General features: G+C 73.8%; 16 protein-coding genes. 9 read left to right on the forward strand and 7 right to left on the reverse strand.

What is annotated here, in order from left to right; translation table 11 throughout:
* Window positions 1–8: 8 nt before the first annotated feature.
* The gene (locus VM95_RS03260) at window positions 9–443 is read left to right on the forward strand and encodes a CBS domain-containing protein (protein WP_078859561.1); all 435 of its coding nucleotides are present in this window, start codon (window positions 9–11) and stop codon (window positions 441–443) included.
* A 101-nt stretch (window positions 444–544) separates the two neighbouring features.
* Here VM95_RS03260 and VM95_RS03265 read toward each other — a convergent pair whose 3' ends face one another.
* Complete coding sequence (locus VM95_RS03265; RefSeq protein ID WP_078859562.1) at window positions 545–1,528, reverse strand: ketopantoate reductase family protein; 984 nt, start codon at window positions 1,526–1,528, stop codon at window positions 545–547.
* Between the two features lie 229 nt (window positions 1,529–1,757).
* Between VM95_RS03265 and VM95_RS03270 the strand changes: the two genes are divergently transcribed.
* Window positions 1,758–2,429 (forward strand): GOLPH3/VPS74 family protein, encoded by a 672-nt coding sequence (locus VM95_RS03270; protein ID WP_045692466.1) that lies wholly within the window; start codon window positions 1,758–1,760, stop codon window positions 2,427–2,429.
* A gap of 96 nt (window positions 2,430–2,525) precedes the next feature.
* Here VM95_RS03270 and VM95_RS03275 read toward each other — a convergent pair whose 3' ends face one another.
* The 3 genes from VM95_RS03275 to VM95_RS03285 all read right to left on the reverse strand — a co-directional run bounded on the left by VM95_RS03275 (window position 2,526) and on the right by VM95_RS03285 (window position 5,919).
* Complete coding sequence (locus VM95_RS03275; RefSeq protein ID WP_045692467.1) at window positions 2,526–3,716, reverse strand: alanine--tRNA ligase-related protein; 1,191 nt, start codon at window positions 3,714–3,716, stop codon at window positions 2,526–2,528.
* A gap of 253 nt (window positions 3,717–3,969) precedes the next feature.
* Complete coding sequence (locus VM95_RS03280; RefSeq protein WP_045692468.1) at window positions 3,970–4,827, reverse strand: MBL fold metallo-hydrolase; 858 nt, start codon at window positions 4,825–4,827, stop codon at window positions 3,970–3,972.
* A 99-nt stretch (window positions 4,828–4,926) separates the two neighbouring features.
* Window positions 4,927–5,919, reverse strand: a complete 993-nt coding sequence (locus tag VM95_RS03285; protein ID WP_341845983.1) for an ArsR/SmtB family transcription factor — start codon at window positions 5,917–5,919, stop codon at window positions 4,927–4,929.
* 96 nt (window positions 5,920–6,015) lie between these two features.
* Here VM95_RS03285 and VM95_RS03290 point away from each other — a divergent pair, with 96 nt between their 5' ends.
* The 4 genes from VM95_RS03290 to VM95_RS42250 all read left to right on the forward strand — a co-directional run bounded on the left by VM95_RS03290 (window position 6,016) and on the right by VM95_RS42250 (window position 11,481).
* On the forward strand, window positions 6,016–7,320 hold the full coding sequence (locus VM95_RS03290; protein ID WP_244178601.1) for an MFS transporter: 1,305 nt from the start codon (window positions 6,016–6,018) through the stop codon (window positions 7,318–7,320).
* A gap of 106 nt (window positions 7,321–7,426) precedes the next feature.
* Window positions 7,427–8,389, forward strand: a complete 963-nt coding sequence (locus VM95_RS03295) for a molybdopterin-dependent oxidoreductase (protein ID WP_045692469.1) — start codon at window positions 7,427–7,429, stop codon at window positions 8,387–8,389.
* Window positions 8,390–8,430: 41 nt separating this feature from the next.
* Window positions 8,431–9,162 (forward strand): SMI1/KNR4 family protein, encoded by a 732-nt coding sequence (locus VM95_RS41190; RefSeq protein ID WP_052707113.1) that lies wholly within the window; start codon window positions 8,431–8,433, stop codon window positions 9,160–9,162.
* A 225-nt stretch (window positions 9,163–9,387) separates the two neighbouring features.
* Window positions 9,388–11,481 carry an alpha-galactosidase gene (locus tag VM95_RS42250; protein WP_045692470.1) on the forward strand — a complete coding sequence of 698 codons (2,094 nt, stop codon included), beginning with the start codon at window positions 9,388–9,390 and terminating at the stop codon, window positions 11,479–11,481.
* 156 nt (window positions 11,482–11,637) lie between these two features.
* Here the strand turns inward: VM95_RS42250 and VM95_RS03310 are convergent, their stop codons facing one another.
* A complete protein-coding gene (locus VM95_RS03310; protein WP_045692471.1) occupies window positions 11,638–12,549 on the reverse strand; it encodes a S41 family peptidase in 912 nt (303 codons plus the stop codon).
* A 57-nt stretch (window positions 12,550–12,606) separates the two neighbouring features.
* Here VM95_RS03310 and VM95_RS03315 point away from each other — a divergent pair, with 57 nt between their 5' ends.
* Window positions 12,607–13,113 (forward strand): ArsR/SmtB family transcription factor, encoded by a 507-nt coding sequence (locus VM95_RS03315; protein ID WP_244178602.1) that lies wholly within the window; start codon window positions 12,607–12,609, stop codon window positions 13,111–13,113.
* Window positions 13,114–13,124: 11 nt separating this feature from the next.
* On the opposite strand, the gene VM95_RS03320 is transcribed toward VM95_RS03315, so the two are convergent.
* Both VM95_RS03320 and VM95_RS03325 read right to left on the reverse strand, forming a co-directional pair.
* Complete coding sequence (locus tag VM95_RS03320; RefSeq protein ID WP_045692472.1) at window positions 13,125–13,973, reverse strand: universal stress protein; 849 nt, start codon at window positions 13,971–13,973, stop codon at window positions 13,125–13,127.
* A 10-nt stretch (window positions 13,974–13,983) separates the two neighbouring features.
* Window positions 13,984–14,376 (reverse strand): DUF302 domain-containing protein, encoded by a 393-nt coding sequence (locus tag VM95_RS03325; RefSeq protein ID WP_045692473.1) that lies wholly within the window; start codon window positions 14,374–14,376, stop codon window positions 13,984–13,986.
* 466 nt (window positions 14,377–14,842) lie between these two features.
* Between VM95_RS03325 and VM95_RS03330 the strand changes: the two genes are divergently transcribed.
* Window positions 14,843–15,988: a hypothetical protein gene (locus VM95_RS03330; RefSeq protein ID WP_244178616.1), complete on the forward strand. Its 1,146-nt coding sequence runs from the start codon at window positions 14,843–14,845 to the stop codon at window positions 15,986–15,988.
* A complete protein-coding gene (locus VM95_RS03335; RefSeq protein ID WP_045692474.1) occupies window positions 15,972–16,742 on the forward strand; it encodes an alpha-ketoglutarate-dependent dioxygenase AlkB in 771 nt (256 codons plus the stop codon). Before VM95_RS03330 ends, VM95_RS03335 begins: the two co-directional genes overlap by 17 nt.
* The last annotated feature ends 7 nt before the right edge of the window (window positions 16,743–16,749 follow it).

Genomic DNA, 16,749 nt, shown 5'->3' on the forward strand with positions numbered 1-16,749 from the left:
GAGTCCCCGTGACCACTGCCCGAGACATCATGCACACCGGCGCCCAGTGCATCGGCGCCCACCAGACGCTGGACGAGGCCGCGAAGATGATGCGCGACAAGAAGGTGGGCGCGCTGCCGATCTGCGGCGACGACCAGAAGCTCCACGGCATCATCACCGACCGCGACATCGTGGTGCGCTGTCTCGCCGAGGGGAAGGACCCGGCCACCATGACCGCCATGGAGCTGGCCGGGCACCTGCACTGCGTGCGGGCCGAGGACAGCATGGACACCGTGCTCAAGAAGATGGAGCAGCACCAGATCCGGCGCATCCCGGTGATCGACGGCGACCGGCTGGTCGGCATGATCAGCGAGGCCGACCTGGCGATGGGCCACCGCGACGGCCACCAGGTGACGGACCAGCAGATCATCGAGTTCATGGACAGCGTCTACATGAAGCGGTGACGCCCGCCCGCCGTTGAGCGGAGCCCTGTTGAGTGGAGCCCCGCTGAGCGGAGCCCCGTCCCCACGGGTGCGGACGGGGCTCCCTGGCGCCGGCGGTCCGGTCAGCCGGCCCGGTGGGGAAGGCCGGCGCCGGCGGCGAGTTCGGCCACCAGCCGCGTGGTGAGCGGCACGCCGATGCCGTGCCGTTCGGCGGCGCGCAGCACGGCCCCGCCGATGGCGTCGAGTTCCAGTGCGAGGCCCGCCTCCGCGTCGCGCTGCATGGAGGACTTGCTGTCCGCCGGGAACGCGTCGTAGCGCTGCAGGACTTCGGCGACGACCGTCTGCCCGCCGCAGGCCCGGCTGACCGCGACGGTCTCCTCGACCAGGGCCGTCAGCTCGTCCCGCCGCTCGGAGCGGATCGCGCCGATGGGCTGGCGATGGCGGGTGGTGAGCAGGGCGAAGGGGGCGAGGAAGGCCAGCTTGGCCCACAGGACCCGGTGCTCGTCGGGGAGGACGTGGGTGGTCACGCCGGCGCCGGTGAGCAGTTCGGCGAGCGGGGCGAGCCGGTCCGGCCGGCCGGCCAGATCGACCTCGACGAACGGGCTGCCGTGCCTGATGACGCCCGGCGCGGTGCGGGCGGACTCGACGCGGACGACGGCCGGGACGACGCGCTCGTCGCCGTAGGCCGCCCGCAGGGTGTCCGCGTGCTCGACGCCGTTCAGCAGCGGCAGCAGCACGCCGTTGGCGAGCCACTGCGGCGGGACGCGGTCGAGGGCCTCGTCCAGCGCGGTGTTCTTGACCGTCACCAGGCACAGGTCGACGGGCTCGCGCAGCACGGTGTCCGCCTCGACCGGCGCGGTGAAGTCGCCGAACTGCCTGCTGCTGACGCGGATTCCGTCCCGGCGCAGCGCGTCGGCGGTCTCCTCCCGGGCGAGGCAGATGACGCGGTGTCCGGCGCGGGAGAGCAGCGCGGCGAGCAGGCCGCCGACGCCGCCGGGGCCGAGCACGGCCACGGTCGAGCGGTTCGGGACCGGGATGGATCCGGGCGTGGATGCGGGGGCGGCTGCGGGGACCGCTGCGGTGACGGGGTGTCCGGATGCGGACATGGAGGGGCTCCTCTCGGTTCGTGGGTCGGCACCTGGAAGGTTGCCGCCCTGGGCCCGGCGTGATCATCTACTCAGGACACGGCCGCGTCAATCCTCGCCCGGGCGTCGCGCGGTGAGGGGCCGGGGAACCGGCCCGACCGGGCGGGCGTTGCTGGCTGAGGACACGTGGGTGCGGCGGCCGGTAGGCGCGTTGCGGCGTGGCCGGTCCGTACAGGGAAAGGAAGGGCACATGCACGTCACCCTCGCCGAGGAGCTGATGCTGCTCTCGCTGGACGACGAGTCCGGTGTGGCGAAGGACGGTTCGAGCGCCGGATGGGCGGTGGCGGGAGGCTTCCTCGCCGATCTCGCGCTGGCCGGGCGGGTCGCGCTCGACGAAGGCCGGCTCAGCGTCACCGACCGTACGCCGACCGGTGATCCGCTGCTCGACGAGCGCCTGGAGCGGATATCCGAGTGGGCGGCGAACAAGGCGCCCGGCAAGGCGAAGGCGGCGGACTGGCTGGCCAAGGACCACCTCACGGCGGTCCGGGCCACCGTGCGGCGGCTGTGCGAGCGCGGCCTGGTCGTGGAGGAGCGCCACCGGCTCCTCGGTCTGTTCCCGGTCCGGCGCTATCCGGAGGCGGACGGCTCCGTCGAGCGTGAACTGCGCGCGCGGCTCGCGGCCGTGATCCGGCACCACCAGGCGCCCGACGCCCGCACCGCGACCCTGATCGCCCTCCTGCACGCGGCCCGGCTGCACGGCCTGGCCTTCTCCGACCTCCCGCGTGCGCGGGTCGAGCTGCGGTTCGCGGAGATCGCCGCGGGCGACTGGGCGGGCGAGTCGGTCGGCCAGACGGTCCGGAACATGCGCGTCGCCGTCGCGGCCGTCACGGCCGTGACCGTCGCCGCGGCCGCCGCCGGCTGACGGTCGGCCGGGAGTCGGCCGGTGGCCGGTGGCGCCCGTTGTCCCGGGCTCGCCCCCGGGCCCGTCCCGGGACAACGGGCGGGCCCGGGACGGCCGTTACCGCATCCGCGGGTCGGGGACCAGGTCGGGGACCAGGTCGAGGACGAGATCGCGGGGCAGGCCGTGGGTGTCGTGGAGGTAGTGGAGGTCGTCCTCGCTGAGCGGGCCGCGGAAGCGGGGGCGGGAGAGCACCTGGCGGCCGCGGACCAGCAGGCGGTCGAACCGTCGTTCCTCGTCGAGCAGCACCCGGTGGACCGACTCGGGGTGCACGTCCTGGCGGAAGTGGTCCAGCGTGTGCCGGACCAACTCGCCCGGCAGCTCGCCGAGTCCGTGCTGCTGGTCGTCCCGGCGCAGGACGGTGAGCACCCGGCGCAGCAGGCGGCGCAGGACGTAGCCGCGGCCGGTGTTGGAGGGGCGGACGCCGTCGCCGATCACGACGACGGCCGAGCGCAGGTGGTCGCAGACCAGCCGCAGTGACGGTTCGTCCAGCTGCCACAGGGTCGGGACGAGGCGGCGCCAGGGGTCGAAGGTGTCGCAGTCGAAGACGGACGGGCGGCCCTGCAGCAGGGCGGAGAGGCGCTCCAGGCCGAGGCCCGTGTCGACGTTGCGCTGGGGGAGCGGCACGAGGGTGCCGTCGTCGAGGCGCCGGTGGCGCATCATCACGTGGTTCCACACCTCGACCCAGCGGTCGTCCCGGGTGGGGGTCGACTGCGGCGGGGTGTCGCCGGTCCACAGGAAGATCTCCGAGTCGGGGCCGCACGGGCCGGTCGGCCCGTTGGACCACCAGTTGTCCTCGACGGTGAGCTCGACGGGGACGCCGTGGCGCTCCCACAGCTCCAGGGAATCGGTGTCCGGGCCGACCTGGTCGTCGCCGCCGAAGACGGTGACGTGCAGCAGGCCCGGATCGACGCCGAACCCCTCGGTGAGCAGACCGTAGCCCCAGTCGAGGCTCTGCGGGCCCTCGTAGTCGCCGAGGGACCAGGTGCCCAGCATCTCGAAGACGGTGAGGTGGGTGCGGTCGCCGACCTCGTCGAGGTCCGTGGTGCGCAGGCAGCGCTGGACGTTGACCAGGCGGCGGCCGAGCGGGTGCGGACGCCCCTCCAGGTGGGGCGTGAGGGGGTGCATGCCGGAGGTGGTGAACAGCACCGGGTCGCCGGGCGGCGGCAGCAGGGTCGAGCCGGTGATCCGGTGGTGGCCGCGGTCCTCGTAGTACTCGATGAAGGTGCGGACGAGCTGGTCGGTGTTCACGGGGTGGCTCCTTCGCGGGGGCGGGAGGGCGCACCGGACAACGAGTCCACGCGATCATCGGAAGCGAGGCGGGGAACGCCTCGAAGCCACCACCGGCGGACCGTTTCCGGTCGCCGTGGGGAGAGGGGTACGTCAGACGGCGGCAACCGGCGAGCTGGTCGCTCGCGCGGTGGCGGTGATCGGGCCGGTGACGTTCATGACGCCGAGGATAACGCGGTCGGCGCCCCGGGGCACCCGAATATTCCGCCCTCGCTCAGCCGATCGGTGGTGCGAGGTATTCCAGGGCGTAGCCGCCCCGGTCCGTGCTGCCGTCCCGGTCGCCGTCCCTGTCGCCGGAGCGGGTGACGCGGGCGATGCCGGGCGAGTCGAGGTGGGCGCCGGCCACGAAGTGGTGCGGGCGGGTCAGTTGCTCGAGGAGGGCCGCGCGGGCGGTGCGGGCCCGGGGCTGGTCGCCGTCGTACTCCCAGGCCACGTTCGGCCGGTCGAACTGGAGCGTGGGGACGTGCACGGTGTCGCCCCAGACGAGCAGGCGGCCGGCGCCGCTCCTGACCTCGTAGACGGTGTGCCCGGGAGTGTGGCCCGGCGTCGGGACCGCGGTGGTCCAGTCGTTGACCGCGACCCGCTCCGACACGGGCACGACCCGGTCACGGATCGGTGCGAGCCGGCCCTCCGCGAACACCGCGGCGTCGCCCGCGCCGATCCACACGCGTTCGAGCCTGCCGAACGCCTCCGAACCGTCCGGCGCGATCAGGCCGTTCACGTGGTCCGCGTGCCGGTGGGTGATGGCCACGTCGGTGATCCCCGCGCGGTCGACGCCCGCTTCGTCGAGCGCGTCGTGGAGCAGCCCCATGGTCGGCTCGTGCCAGACGTCGGACGCGCCGGTGTCGATGAGGACCGACCGCGTGCCGTCGGTGACGAAGAAGGCGTTGACCGACAGCCGCAGGTTGCCGTCGGCCAGCGGGACGGAGGACGGCAGCACGTCGAGCGTGCGGCCGTCCTCGTCGCGCAGCCGGGCCGGCGGCATGTCGAGGTACCCGTCCCGCAACGAGACCACCCGCAGGTCGCCGAACTCGAACGTGGCATGGTGGCGGCCACTTGAGATCAAACGCATGGAACCCCTCCGTCGGGTCGGGCGAGCAGCACGTGTCCCCGACAGAAGATCAGATCTTCGCCAGGAGGGACAACTCGCCTCCTGGCCCTGCGACGTGGCTCAGCCCGCCGCGGCCAGGAGGGCGTCGGCGAGGTCGGTGCGCTGGTACAGGACGGAGCGGCCGGAACGGTGGGAGGCGACGATACCGGCCGCGCGCAGGGCCGTCAGGTGCTGGGAGACCCCGCCGGCCGACATGCCGGTGCGGTGGGAGAGCTCGGTGGTGGAGGCCGGGGCGGCCAGTTCGGCCAGCAGCAGGGCGCGGGAGCGGCCGAGGACGGCGGCGACCGCCTCCGGCACCCGCGCGGCCGGCTGCTCCCAGAGGACGCCGATGCCCCGGCTGGGGTAGCAGAGCTGCACCACCTGGTCGGGCCGGTTCACCATCATGGTGCGTCCGGGGCCGACGAAGGCGGACGGAATCAGCAGCAGGCCCCGCCCGGCCAGGCTGCCGGAGGTGCCGCAGTCGGCCAGCGGCAGCGTGAGCCGGTCGGTGCACCACTCCACGCTCGGGTGCAGTTCGCGCAGCACGGCCGCCGAGCCCTCGGCGGCGAACCGGCGGGACTGGTGCAGCACGTCGCTCTCCAGCACCGCCCGGATCCGGGACCAGTGCGGGGCGAGCGCCACCGCCCAGTAGCCGCGCAGTTCGTCGACCAACCGCGGCAGCACCGCCGCCGGGTCCCGGTGGAACGCGGCCACCTCGGGCGTCCAGTCGACCAACTGCTCCAGGTCGGCGCGGATCCGCTCGGGGGCGGTCCGGGCCAGCACCGCGAGCTCGCCCGTCAGCGCCGACTCGGCACTGGCGCTCGGCGGGACGGGACCGGGCGGCGGGTTGAGGAAGTCGGGCAGGTAGCCGCTCGGCGTGATCAGGTCGGCGAGCAGGCCGGTGCCCAGCCCGACGGCGGCCAGCTCGGGCCTGGCCCGCTCGGCCCAGCGGCGGTGCAGCGGCCCGACGGCGCCCCGGGCGAGCAGCCGATGGCTCGTCACCACCTCCCACAGCGGGGAGTAGGCGAGCCTGGTCCCGGCCACGTCCCGGGTCGAGAAGGCGAGTTCCAGCACGATTCCCCCCGTGGTGGCCAGTGGATTCAGCGGCCGTGGATTCGGCTGAGCCTGAATGAATGGAGCCACCGTAGCGGTGGCCGCAGGATTCCCGCCATGACCTCCGCCATGACCTCCACCACCAGCTCCGTCAGCACTGCCCCCGCTCCCGCCGCCGGCCCGGTCCCGGCGCCGCCCAGCAGTCCGGCCGGCGGCTTGTTCAGCGGCCTGCGCGACGGCCTGCGCAGCCGGTTCGCCGGGTTCGGCGGCCCGTTCTGGGTGGTGATCGGCGGCACCATGCTGAACCGGCTCGGCAACATGGTGGTGCCGTTCCTGGTCTTCTACCTGGGCTCCCGGCACATCGCCACCGGCCAGGTCCCGTTCGTGCTCGGCGCGCTGGGCGTCGGCGGCCTGCTCGGCCCGGTGCTGGGCGGGCTGCTCACCGACCGGTTCGGCGCCCGGCTCGCGATGGTGACCGGGATGCTCGCCACCGCGGGCAGCCAGGCCCTGCTCTTCGTCGCGCCCGACCCGGTCACCCTGGCGCTGGCCACGCTGGCCCTGGGCGTCGGCGGCACCCTGCACATGCCCGGCGCCTCCTCGGTGATGGCCGGCGCGGCGCAGGGCGAGCGGCGCCGGGTCGCGTTCGGGCTGCTGCACTGGTCGATCAACGTCGGTGCGGCGCTGGCCGGGGCGCTCGGCGGGTTCCTGGCCGAGCACGGTTACGGGCTGCTGTTCGCGCTCGACATGGCGACCTGCCTGGCGTACGGCGCGCTGGTGGCCGTCCGCCTGCCCCGCACCACCGGCGCCGCGCGGGCCGACTCGCCGCGGGACGGCGGCGGTTACGGCGTGGTGCTGCGCGACCGGCTGCTGCTGCTCCTGATGGTGCCGGTGCTCACCGGCGAGGCGGTGTACGCGCTCACCGAGGTCACCCTGCCGCTGGCGATCCGCGACCACGGCCTGCCGCCGACCGTCTTCGGGCTGGCCGCGGCCGTCAACGCGGTGCTGGTGGTGGCGCTGCAGCCGATCGCCAACCTGGTCCTCACCCGGTTCGACCGGACCCGGCTGTGGGCGGCCGGGTCGGCGCTGGCCGCCGCCGGGGTGGCGCTGACCGGCGTGGCCGGCGGCACCTGGGGCTTCGTGCTGACCGTGGTGGTGTGGAGCCTGGGCGAGGTCGCGGTGAGCGGGCTGTACAGCTCGATGGTGGCCGATCTCGCCCCGGACGGGGCCGCCGGCCGCTACCAGGGCGTCGCGGGCTGGGCCCGCGGGCTGGCCCGCTTCGCGGCCCTGCTGCTCGGCTCGACGGTCTACGCACTGCTGGGCCCGGCCGCCCTCTGGTGGGGCGCCCTGGGGGCCGGGCTGGCCGGCGCGGCGGTGGCCGTGTCGATCGGCGGCCGGTTCCGGGCCCGGGTGCGGGCCAGCTGACCAGGCGTCCCCCTGGGGCCGGTCCCGACCTCGCCGGCAGCGATGTCAGTCCCTCCTTGTACTGTCTACCCCAAGCAACAGCAAGATCAGCACGGGGGAATGACCAATGATCAGGACCGATCCGGACACACCCGACCTTTTCCTCACCCCGGTCGACGACGTCTTCATCCGCAACCACGTCGGACCGCACCCGCGGCTCGACCCCGCCACCTGGTCGCTCAGCGTGGAGGGCCTGGTGGAGCGGCCGCTGCGGCTGGACTTCCCGACCATCCAGGGCCTGCCGCAGACCCGCTTCACCGCCGTCCACGAGTGCTTCGGCAACCCGCTGCACCCCACGGTGCCGACCCGCGCCGTCACCAACCTGGAGTGGGTCGGCGTCCCGCTCGCCGCCGTACTGGAGCTCGCCGGGCCCCGCCCGGAGGCCCGGCACGTCTGGCTGGAGGGCGCCGACTCCGGCGACTTCGGGGACGAGCGCGACGTGAGCTTCCTCAAGGACCTGCCGCTCGACCAGGCGGGCACCGAGGTCTTCCTCGCGCACACCATGAACGGCGAACCGCTGCGTCCCGACCACGGCTACCCGCTGCGGGCGGTGGCGCCCCGGATGTTCGGCACCAACTCGGTCAAGTGGCTGAGCCGGATCGTGCTGGCCGCCGACCGCCCCGACCACCTCTTCACCACCCGCCTCTACACCCGCGTCCTGCCCGGCGAGCACGAGGCCCGGCCGGTCCGCGAGAAGGACGTCTGCAGCAAGCTGCTCACCCCGGGCGACGGGAGCACCGTCCCGGCCGGGAGCCGCGAACTGGCGGGCTACGCCTGGAGTTCCACCGAAGTGACGGCCGTCGAGGTCGCCGTGGACGACGCCGACTGGCAGCTCGCCGAGCTGGACCGGCGCGGCCCGGACCCGACCTGGCAGCGCTTCCGCCTCCGCCACGACCTCACCCCGGGTCCGCACCGCATCCGCTGCCGGGCCACCGACTCCGCCGGACGCGTCCAGCCGCTCACCGGGGACCGGAACGCCGTCCACGAGATACGCGTCGTCGCCGAGGCGGACAGCCGACCCGGTCGGTAGCCGGCCGGCCGGGCCGTGGCGGGGTCGTATCCTGGCCGGTCATGCGGAGCATCGACTGGGACGGCGTCCGGGAGCGGGTACGCGCGCTGCGTGAGGAGCGGCCATGGAATGCGGCGTGGGCCGAACTGGCCGCGCCGCTGGCCGAGAGCCAGGTGGCGGAGGCGGAGCGGCAGTTCGGGATCACCTTTCCGGCGGACTACCGGGAGTTCCTGCTCCGGGTCAGCGCGGGCGGGCGGTGGCCCAGGGAACTGCGGCGGGGCCCGGACGGCTGGCACTGGGTGGGGGACGCGGACACCCAACTGGAGCGGCTGCACGTGCCGTTCCCCGATCACGACGCGGCGCTGGCGGCGAGTGACGAGGTGTGGGAGACGTTCGTACGGGAGGAGGACTACACCGACCCGGCCGAGTTCGCGGCGGCCCGGGACGTCCGGAGCGAGGCCGTGGAGGCCGCCGAGCGGGACCGGGTCACCGGCGGTGTGTTCCTGGCGGGCCACGGGCACTGTTTCAGCACCCTGCTCATCGTCAGCGGTCCGGACCGCGGCAGCATGTGGTTCGACGGGCGGTCCACCTGCGAGCGGCTCAACCCGCTGCTGACGGATGCGGGCCGGCCGGCCGGCTTCGGGGAGTGGTACCTCGACTGGCTGGAACACGAGGAGCCGCTGACCACACCGGAGTTGGAGAAGGCCGCCGGCGACCGGTGGCACCGCGGCGTGGGCACGCCCATCTGGCTCCGCTGGTTCGACGACTGGGAGGACAACCGCCGCGGCCGGTAGCCGCTGCCGGGGGTGCGACCCACCTCGGCCCGGGGCTCGCCACCAGCAGGAGACATCACGAACGAACACCTGTCGGCCACTCAAGGTGAGTGTTTGTGTTGAGCCTTGTCGGTTTGTGATGTGTGCAATATCGTATGGCACTCCTCCCTCACTCGCGCCGCGACCCGGCTCCGCCCTCGGGCGGCCCGGGGGCGCGGCGCACTCACCCATTCGGGAAGCCCCCACATGCGCAGAACCCCCCACCGCGTCGCCGGCATGGTGGCCGCCCTGGCCCTGGCCGCGTCCGGCCTCGGTGCCACGGTGCTCACCGGCGCCACTCCGGCCGCCGCCCTCGGCAACGGCACCGCCCTGACCCCGCCCATGGGCTGGAACTCCTGGAACAGCATCGGCGCGTACGTGACCGAGAGCCAGGTCAAGCAGACCATCGACTTCATGTCGGCCAACGGCCTGGTCCAGGCCGGCTACAACACCGTCACCATCGACGACGGCTGGTCGATGCGCCACCGCGACGGCCAGAGCACGGACTTCGCCAAGACGGCCGACAACGCCATGCAGCTCTACGACGGCAACGGCAACCCGGTCAGCGGCACCGACGGCAGCGGCAACGACCCCACCAGCGGCCACCTCGTGCCCGAGCCGGGCCAGTTCCCCGCCCAGGTCGTCAACGGCAGGACCGTCAACGGCATCCAGTACCTGGCCTGGTACGCGCACAGCAAGGGCATGAAACTCGGCCTCTACGCCACCGACACCTACACCACCTGCCAGGGTCACCCCGGCAGCCTCGGCCACGAGAGCACCGACGCCGCCGACTTCGTCTCCTGGGGCGTCGACTTCGTCAAGTACGACGACTGCCCGTACGGCCCGACCATCACCGGCCCGGACGGCTACGCCTACTACCCGCAGGGCGAGGGCAAGGAACTCACCCAGTCCATCTACGCCCGGACCCAGACCTTCCAGCGCGCCCTCGACGCGGCGACCGGCGCCGCGGGCAAGCCCAAGGTCACGCTCAGCCTGTCCGCACAGCCCGCGCACACCGGCATCCCGTACCTGCTGGCCGCCAACGACCCGGCCCGCACCGATCCGCTGATCACGGCCGCCGGCACCCCGCCGCACCAGGCACCCGGCTACTCGCCCACCGGCGTGTGGTGCGGTCAGGTCGCCAACATGTGCCGGATCGGCGGCGACCGGGACAGCGAACTGGACGGCGTGCTCTACAACGGCCAGTTGCAGACCGCCCTGAAGTACCCGGGCAACGTCCACCCGGGCAGCTGGAACGACCTGGACATGATGTTCGCCGGCTGGCAGGACACCTACGGCGTCTGGGGCGTCACCGACACGGACAAGGGCCACAAGCCCTTCACGGACGACGAGTCGCGCACCGAGCTGTCCGTGCTGTCGATGATGGCCGCCCCGCTCATCTCCGGCGCCGACCTGCGCACCGCCGCCGACTCGCAGCACACCGCGAACGGCTACACCTGGTCCACGGGCATCACCTCCTCCGCGCTGTCGCTGCTCAAGAACCCCGACATGATCGCGATCGACCAGGACGGCCTCGCCAAGCCCGCCACCCTGGTCGGCAACCCGCCCGCGTCCCCGACCGCCCCCGTGGTCCTCAAGCGCCAACTCGCCAACGGTGACCTGGCCGTCGCCCTGATCAACCAGGACCCGAACAACTGGGCCATGATCAGCGCGGGCTTCGCCGACCTCGGCCTGACCGGCTCCAGCTACGGCTACCGGGAGCTGTGGACGGGCGCCACCGGCACCGCGACCGGATCGCTCGGCGGCAACTGGATCCCCGCACACGGCGTCGCCCTGTACCGCATCGCCGGCGGCAGCATCGGCAGCGGCGGTGGCACCGGCGGCACCCGGCCGAGCGTCGTCGGCGACGGCAAGTACCACGCGATCAGCGCCGGCGGCACCGCGGGCCAGGCGCTGGAGGTCCAGGGCGGCTGCTACGCCGCGGTCGGCGGCAACTCCGACATCAACGCGTACCAGAGCGGCAACGCCGCCCAGCAGTGGCTGTTCACGCCCAACGCGGACGGCACCGTGACGATCACCGACAACTGCTACACCGCCGCCCAGGCGCACACCGTGCTGGCCGCCGGCGCCGGCGTCGGCAGCGCCTACCTGCTCAACCCCTCGCCCAACAACCCCTGGCAGAAGTGGAAGGTGACGCAGAACAGCGCCGGCGCGCTCACCGTGACCAACGTCGGCAACGGCCTGACCCTGGACGTCGCCGGGAGCGCGGCCGGCTCCACGGGGATGACCAACCCGGCCAACCCGGCTGCGGCCGGGCAGAGGTGGACCGTCCTGTCCTGACCGCCCCGGCGCGGCGCCGACCCTGACACCCGGCGCCGCGCCGGTACTCGTCCGGGTCGGTACCCGTCTGGCCGGTGCCCGTCGTGCCGGTGCCCGTCGTGCCGGTGCCCGTCCGCGTCGGCGCGCGTCCGGGTCGGACGCCGGACGACGGGCAGCTCAGGCCAGCCGCGCCACGGCCAGGGACAGCGCGCGGTCGAGCGCCGCGTCGGCGTCGCACGGCACGTCGGGCCGGACGCCGGTGCCCTCCCAGTTGGTGCCCGAGACCGGGCTGACCCCGCGGGCGACGGGCACGCTGAGCTCCAGGTGCGGGTGCACCGTCCAGCCGTCCCGCGGGTGCGCGCCGCCCCGGGTGGCCTCCCCGACGACCTCGGCGCGCCCGACCTGCTGCAGGTCGTAGGCCAGCTCCTCGCCCGCGGAGAAGGTCTTCCCGCTGGTCAGCACGTAGAGCGGCTTGCTGGCGCCGAAGCGGGCGCCCGGCACGAACGGGGGCGTCCAGGACTGCTCGGCCACCGCTCCCTGCCGCGAGAGCATGGTCATCAGGTGGGTGCGGCCGTCGAGCAGGTAGCCGCAGACGAAGGCGACCGTGTTCGGATCGCCGCCGGTGTTGCGCCGCAGGTCCAGGACGAGGGCGCGGGCGGGGGCCACCAGCGAGAGCGCCGCGGTGAGCGGCTGCGCCGCCCAGTCCAGCGGGAACATCTTGGGCCCGATCTCCAGGACCGCGACGCCGCCGTCGAGGAGTTCCACCCGCGGCACGCCGCCGAGGGAGGCGTCGAAGTCCCGTCGCATCGCGGCGAGTACGGCCGAGCCCCGGTCCGGCGGCACCGGCTCGGCGTGGAACTGGAGGGCCAGGTGCAGGTCGCCGTTGACGGACCGCAGGTCGGCCGTCACCGCCTCGGCCAACTCCTCGGCGGATCCGGTCCGGTAGGCGCCTTCGGCGTTCCGGCGCCGTAGCAGCTCGGCCAGTTGGCGGGCGGCGTCGGGGAAGACGTAGTTCTCGCGGACCAGTTCGGCGACCGACTCGACGACGGCGGTGGCGTCCACGGCAGTTGGTGAGGTGGTGGAAGTCATGGGAGGGAGTAGACCAGCGACTTGCCAAAGCGTCAAACGTGCTTAACGCTTGATCCGGTGAGCCACCAACCGGACGAGAGCGTCCAGCGGATCAGCACACCCGGGCAGCACACCGCACTCGCCCACCCCATGCGCCAGCGCCTGCTGTTCGCCCTCAGCAGCCGGCCGTCGACGATCAGCCGCCTCGCCGCGCAACTGGGCGCCAACAAGGGCAGCGTCTCCCACCACCTCAGGGTGCTGTGCGAGGCGGGGCTGGTCCAGGACGCGGGAACGCGGCGGGTGCGCGGCGGCACCGAGAAGTACTACCGGCGGACCGCCGAACGACTCCTCGTCGACGAACCGCAGGCCGAGGGCACGGCCGCGCTGTTCGGCGCCGTCGCCCAGGAGCTGGACCGCTCGCCCGTCGACCACCTCCTGACCCTGCGCCACCTCCGGCTCAGCCCGGCCAAGGCCGCCCGGCTCGCCGAGGCGCTGGCCGCGCTGGTCGACGAGACGGAGGAGGACGCCGAGGGCGAGCCCGTGCACGGCCTCCTGGTGACGCTCTACCAGCAGGCCGGGACGTAACGCCCCTGCGCTCAGCCGTACGGGACGACGGCGACCGGGCAGTGCGCGTGGTGGATCGCGGCGCGCGCCACCGGGCCGAGGTGGTGGTGGAGGAACGGCAGGTGGCGGGTGCGGCGGCCGACCACGAGCAGCCGGGCCGTCGCCGCCGCGTCGACGAGCTCGACGGCGGCCTTGCCGCGGACCGGCTCGGCCGTCACGTCCACCCCGGGGTGGCGGGCGCGCCACGGCGCCAGGGCCCGGGCGAGCCCGTCCTGTTCGACGGCGGAGAGCTCGGCCTGCTGCCCGTCGACCGCGCTGGGCGACAGGTACCCGCTGCCCGCCGGCGGCGCCCAGACGTGGACGACGCGCAGCGGCGCCGAGCGGAGCGCCGCGGCCTCGAAGGCGAAGGCGAGCACGTCCCCGGCCGGGTGGGCCAGGTCGAGGCCGACCGTCACCGGGCCGTCCGATCCGGCCTCGCCCGCCCGGACGAGCACCACCGGGCAGCCGGCCCGGCGCAGCACCTCCTGGCTCACCGAGCCGACCAGGGAACCGAGGACGGCGCCCAGCCCGCGCGAGCCGAGCACCAGCAGGGCGGCGCTCTGCGCGGCGGTCTCCAACGCCTCGACCGGATCGGCGGACACCGTCGACGAGGAGACCGGGACGTCGGGTGCCAGGGCCCGCAACTCCCGCTCCCGGTCGGCGAGTTCCGCCAGGGCGTGACGGTACGTCTGGTCGCTGCCGACCACGTCCCGCTTCGGCCAGGGCCAGGCCCGCAGGAGTTCGAGGCTCAGCCCCCGGCGCTGCGCCTCGCGGGCGGCCCACTCGGAGGCGGTCAGGCTCTCGGGCGAGCCGTCGACACCGACGACGACCGGTCCGGTCATGGCGCGCTCCTCAGTCCCGCAGCGCGTCGAGCGCCGCGACGAGGCGCCGGGCCGCCTCGTCGGCGACCTCGCCCAGCCCGCCGTCCGGCCCGGCCAGCGCGACGAGCGTCTGCGGGTCGACGGCCTCGACCAGCGTGGTGTCGCCGTCCGTGCGGACCACCACGTTGCAGGGCAGCAGCAGCCCGATGCGGCGGTCGGCCCGTAGCGCGCGGTGGGCGAGGGCGGGGTTGCAGGCGCCGAGGATCAGGTAGTCCTCGATCTCCTCGCCGATTTTCTCGCGCAGGGTCGCCCGGACGTCGATGGTGGTCAGGACGCCGAAGCCCTGCTCCTTGAGCGCGGCGGTGACCGCGTCGACCGCCTGGCGGAACGGCTGGTGGAGCCGTACGCCGATCCCGTACTCCATGGTCCCTCCTCGGGGCCCCGGCCCCAGTATCGGCAGGCGCCGGGGTCGGCGCCTCCCGAGGCGACACCCCCGCTGCCGGCGGATCCGGGTCGGACGGTCCCGGGCGCGTGTTCCGTAGGGCCCTGGAGCGCCGGGCGGAGCGCGCGTGGGCGGCGGACCGGGCGCAGGTGGAGCCGCGCTGGTCGGGGCGGCGGTAGCCGTCCGGCGCCCGGCGGTCCTGGCGGTCGCGGTTCCCGCGGCGATCACCGGGGGCCCTAGACTCGGCGGCGGCCGGCGCGTCGGAGCGCGGGCCACCGCTGGTGAAGTCGACGGGGGAGGGCCAGTGGAACGCATCGGGACCGTGGGCGCGGGCGGGATCGGCCGGGCCGGGGTGGCGCGTCCGTGCGAGGGTGTCGAGGAGCCGCCGGCCGTCCAGCCGGCAGAGGCCCGCCTCCAGGATGCGGGGAACGTCCTGGTCGCGCCTTCGATGGTGCACGATCACGAGGTGGTCAGGGAGTTCTTCGGGACCGTCGTCACGCCGGAGGACCTCGCCTCCGGTTCGCCCGACCTGGTGCGGAAGACCGTCTACCTGTACGGCGACCTGTCCGGGATCGACGGCCGCCGTCTGCGGGCGGCCGCCCGGGTGTTCGCGGTCGACCAGGAGGACGTCGACGAGGCCTGGCCCCTGGTGGACGTGGGCCGGGTGCCCGTCCGCGTGCACGGCGTCGGCGTGTACTACCGCCGCTTCTTCGACCTCGACGCCGACCACTTCGGGCGGATCCGGGCGGAGCACGTGTTCCAGTCCCTGACGGAGTCGACCAAGCCCGGGAGTGCCCATCGCAGCGGGATCTACCTGACGCCCGTCACGCGGGACGGCGACGAGCTGCACTTCCGCCTGCTCCGGTGCTCCACCAACCTCTCCGGGCCGACCGAAGGTTTCCGCCCGACCGACACGGCCGTCGTCGAGGCCCTGAACCGCGAGGCCGCCGCCGTCTTCCGGGGCCAGGCGCCGCTCAACCACGTGCTCGCGCAGGTCTACCACAACACCGGTGCCACGCCCGGGCGCAAGCAGTCCAAGGCGAGGATCTCGGCCCATGCCGACAAGACCAAGGACATGCCCGGCAACGGCATCATGGCCTTCTGCACCTTCTACGACCGGCTCGACGGGCTGCGGCCCCTGGCCGGGGACGCCTTCGACCACGGCGTGCAGGGCGTCAGCGGGCTGACCAGGCTCCGGTTCCGCCTCAAGGAGCCGGTCGAGGCGCACGCCGGGGCCGCGCTCCCCCCGCAGTTCACCCTGACCCTCTATCCGGGCTCGGTGTTCTTCATGCCGCTGTCCACCAACCGCCTGTACACGCACGAGATCCGGCCCTCGGCCCTGGACGCCGAGTCGCTGCCGACCCGCCTGGGGTACGTGGTGCGCTGCTCGAACACCGAGGCCGTCCACCGGGACGGCCGGACGTACCTCAAGAGGGCCGGCGAGCTGGTGAAGCTGGGGCCGCCCACGCAGGACGGCATGGACGAGCTGCGCAGGCTGTACGCCGAGGAGAACCGGACGTCGGCCTTCGTCGACTACGGCGACCGGTTCCGCTTCAGCATGAACTCGGGAGACTACCGTGCCCCCCACCTCTAGGATTCCGGACGAGATCCTGTCGTGCGTGCTGCCGGCCGAGCGGAACCTCTTCGCGGAGCTGTCCGCGACGGCCCGGCTGGAGGAACTGGGGAAGGGCCGGCGAGGCGCCGTCCTCACCAGGGTCGACGAGGCGGGCGACGTGCCGTTGGTGCGGACCACCACCCGGTACGGCAGCCCGGCACAGCGCTTCCGGCCGGTGCACGAGCGGCTGGCCCGGCAGGTCCAGGAGCGCACGGGGATCCCCGTCGCCTTCAACAACGCCCTCATCGAGAGCTACACGAACGCCTACACCCGGATGGGCGCCCACTCCGACCAGGCCCTCGACCTGGCGGACGCGTCGTTCATCGCGGTCTTCTCCTGCTACCGGCACCCCGACGCCGGCCCGCCGAGGAAGCTGGTCTTCGAAGCGAAGGCGGCCGACGGCGAGAGGTTCGAGATCCCGCTGGTCGACCACGGTGTCGTCGCGTTCTCCGTCGACGCGAACCGGCGCTTCCGGCACCGGATCGTCCTGGACGCGCCCGCCGAGGCGGCGGACAACGCGTGGCTGGGGGTCACCTTCCGCACCTCGAAGACCCTCCTGCGGTTCCGCGACGGGCACGCCCGGCTCCCGCAGGGCGCGCGCCTCACCGCGGCCGACGAGGAGCAGCGGCAGGAGTTCTACCGGCTGCGGCGCCGCGAGAACCAGGAGACGGACTTCGGCTACCCCCCGCTGACGTACACCGTCAGCGAGAGCGATCTGCTGCCGCCCGTGTGAGAGCGCC

This window comes from Streptomyces rubellomurinus (assembly GCF_000961885.1).
Taxonomy (GTDB): domain Bacteria; phylum Actinomycetota; class Actinomycetes; order Streptomycetales; family Streptomycetaceae; genus Kitasatospora; species Kitasatospora rubellomurina.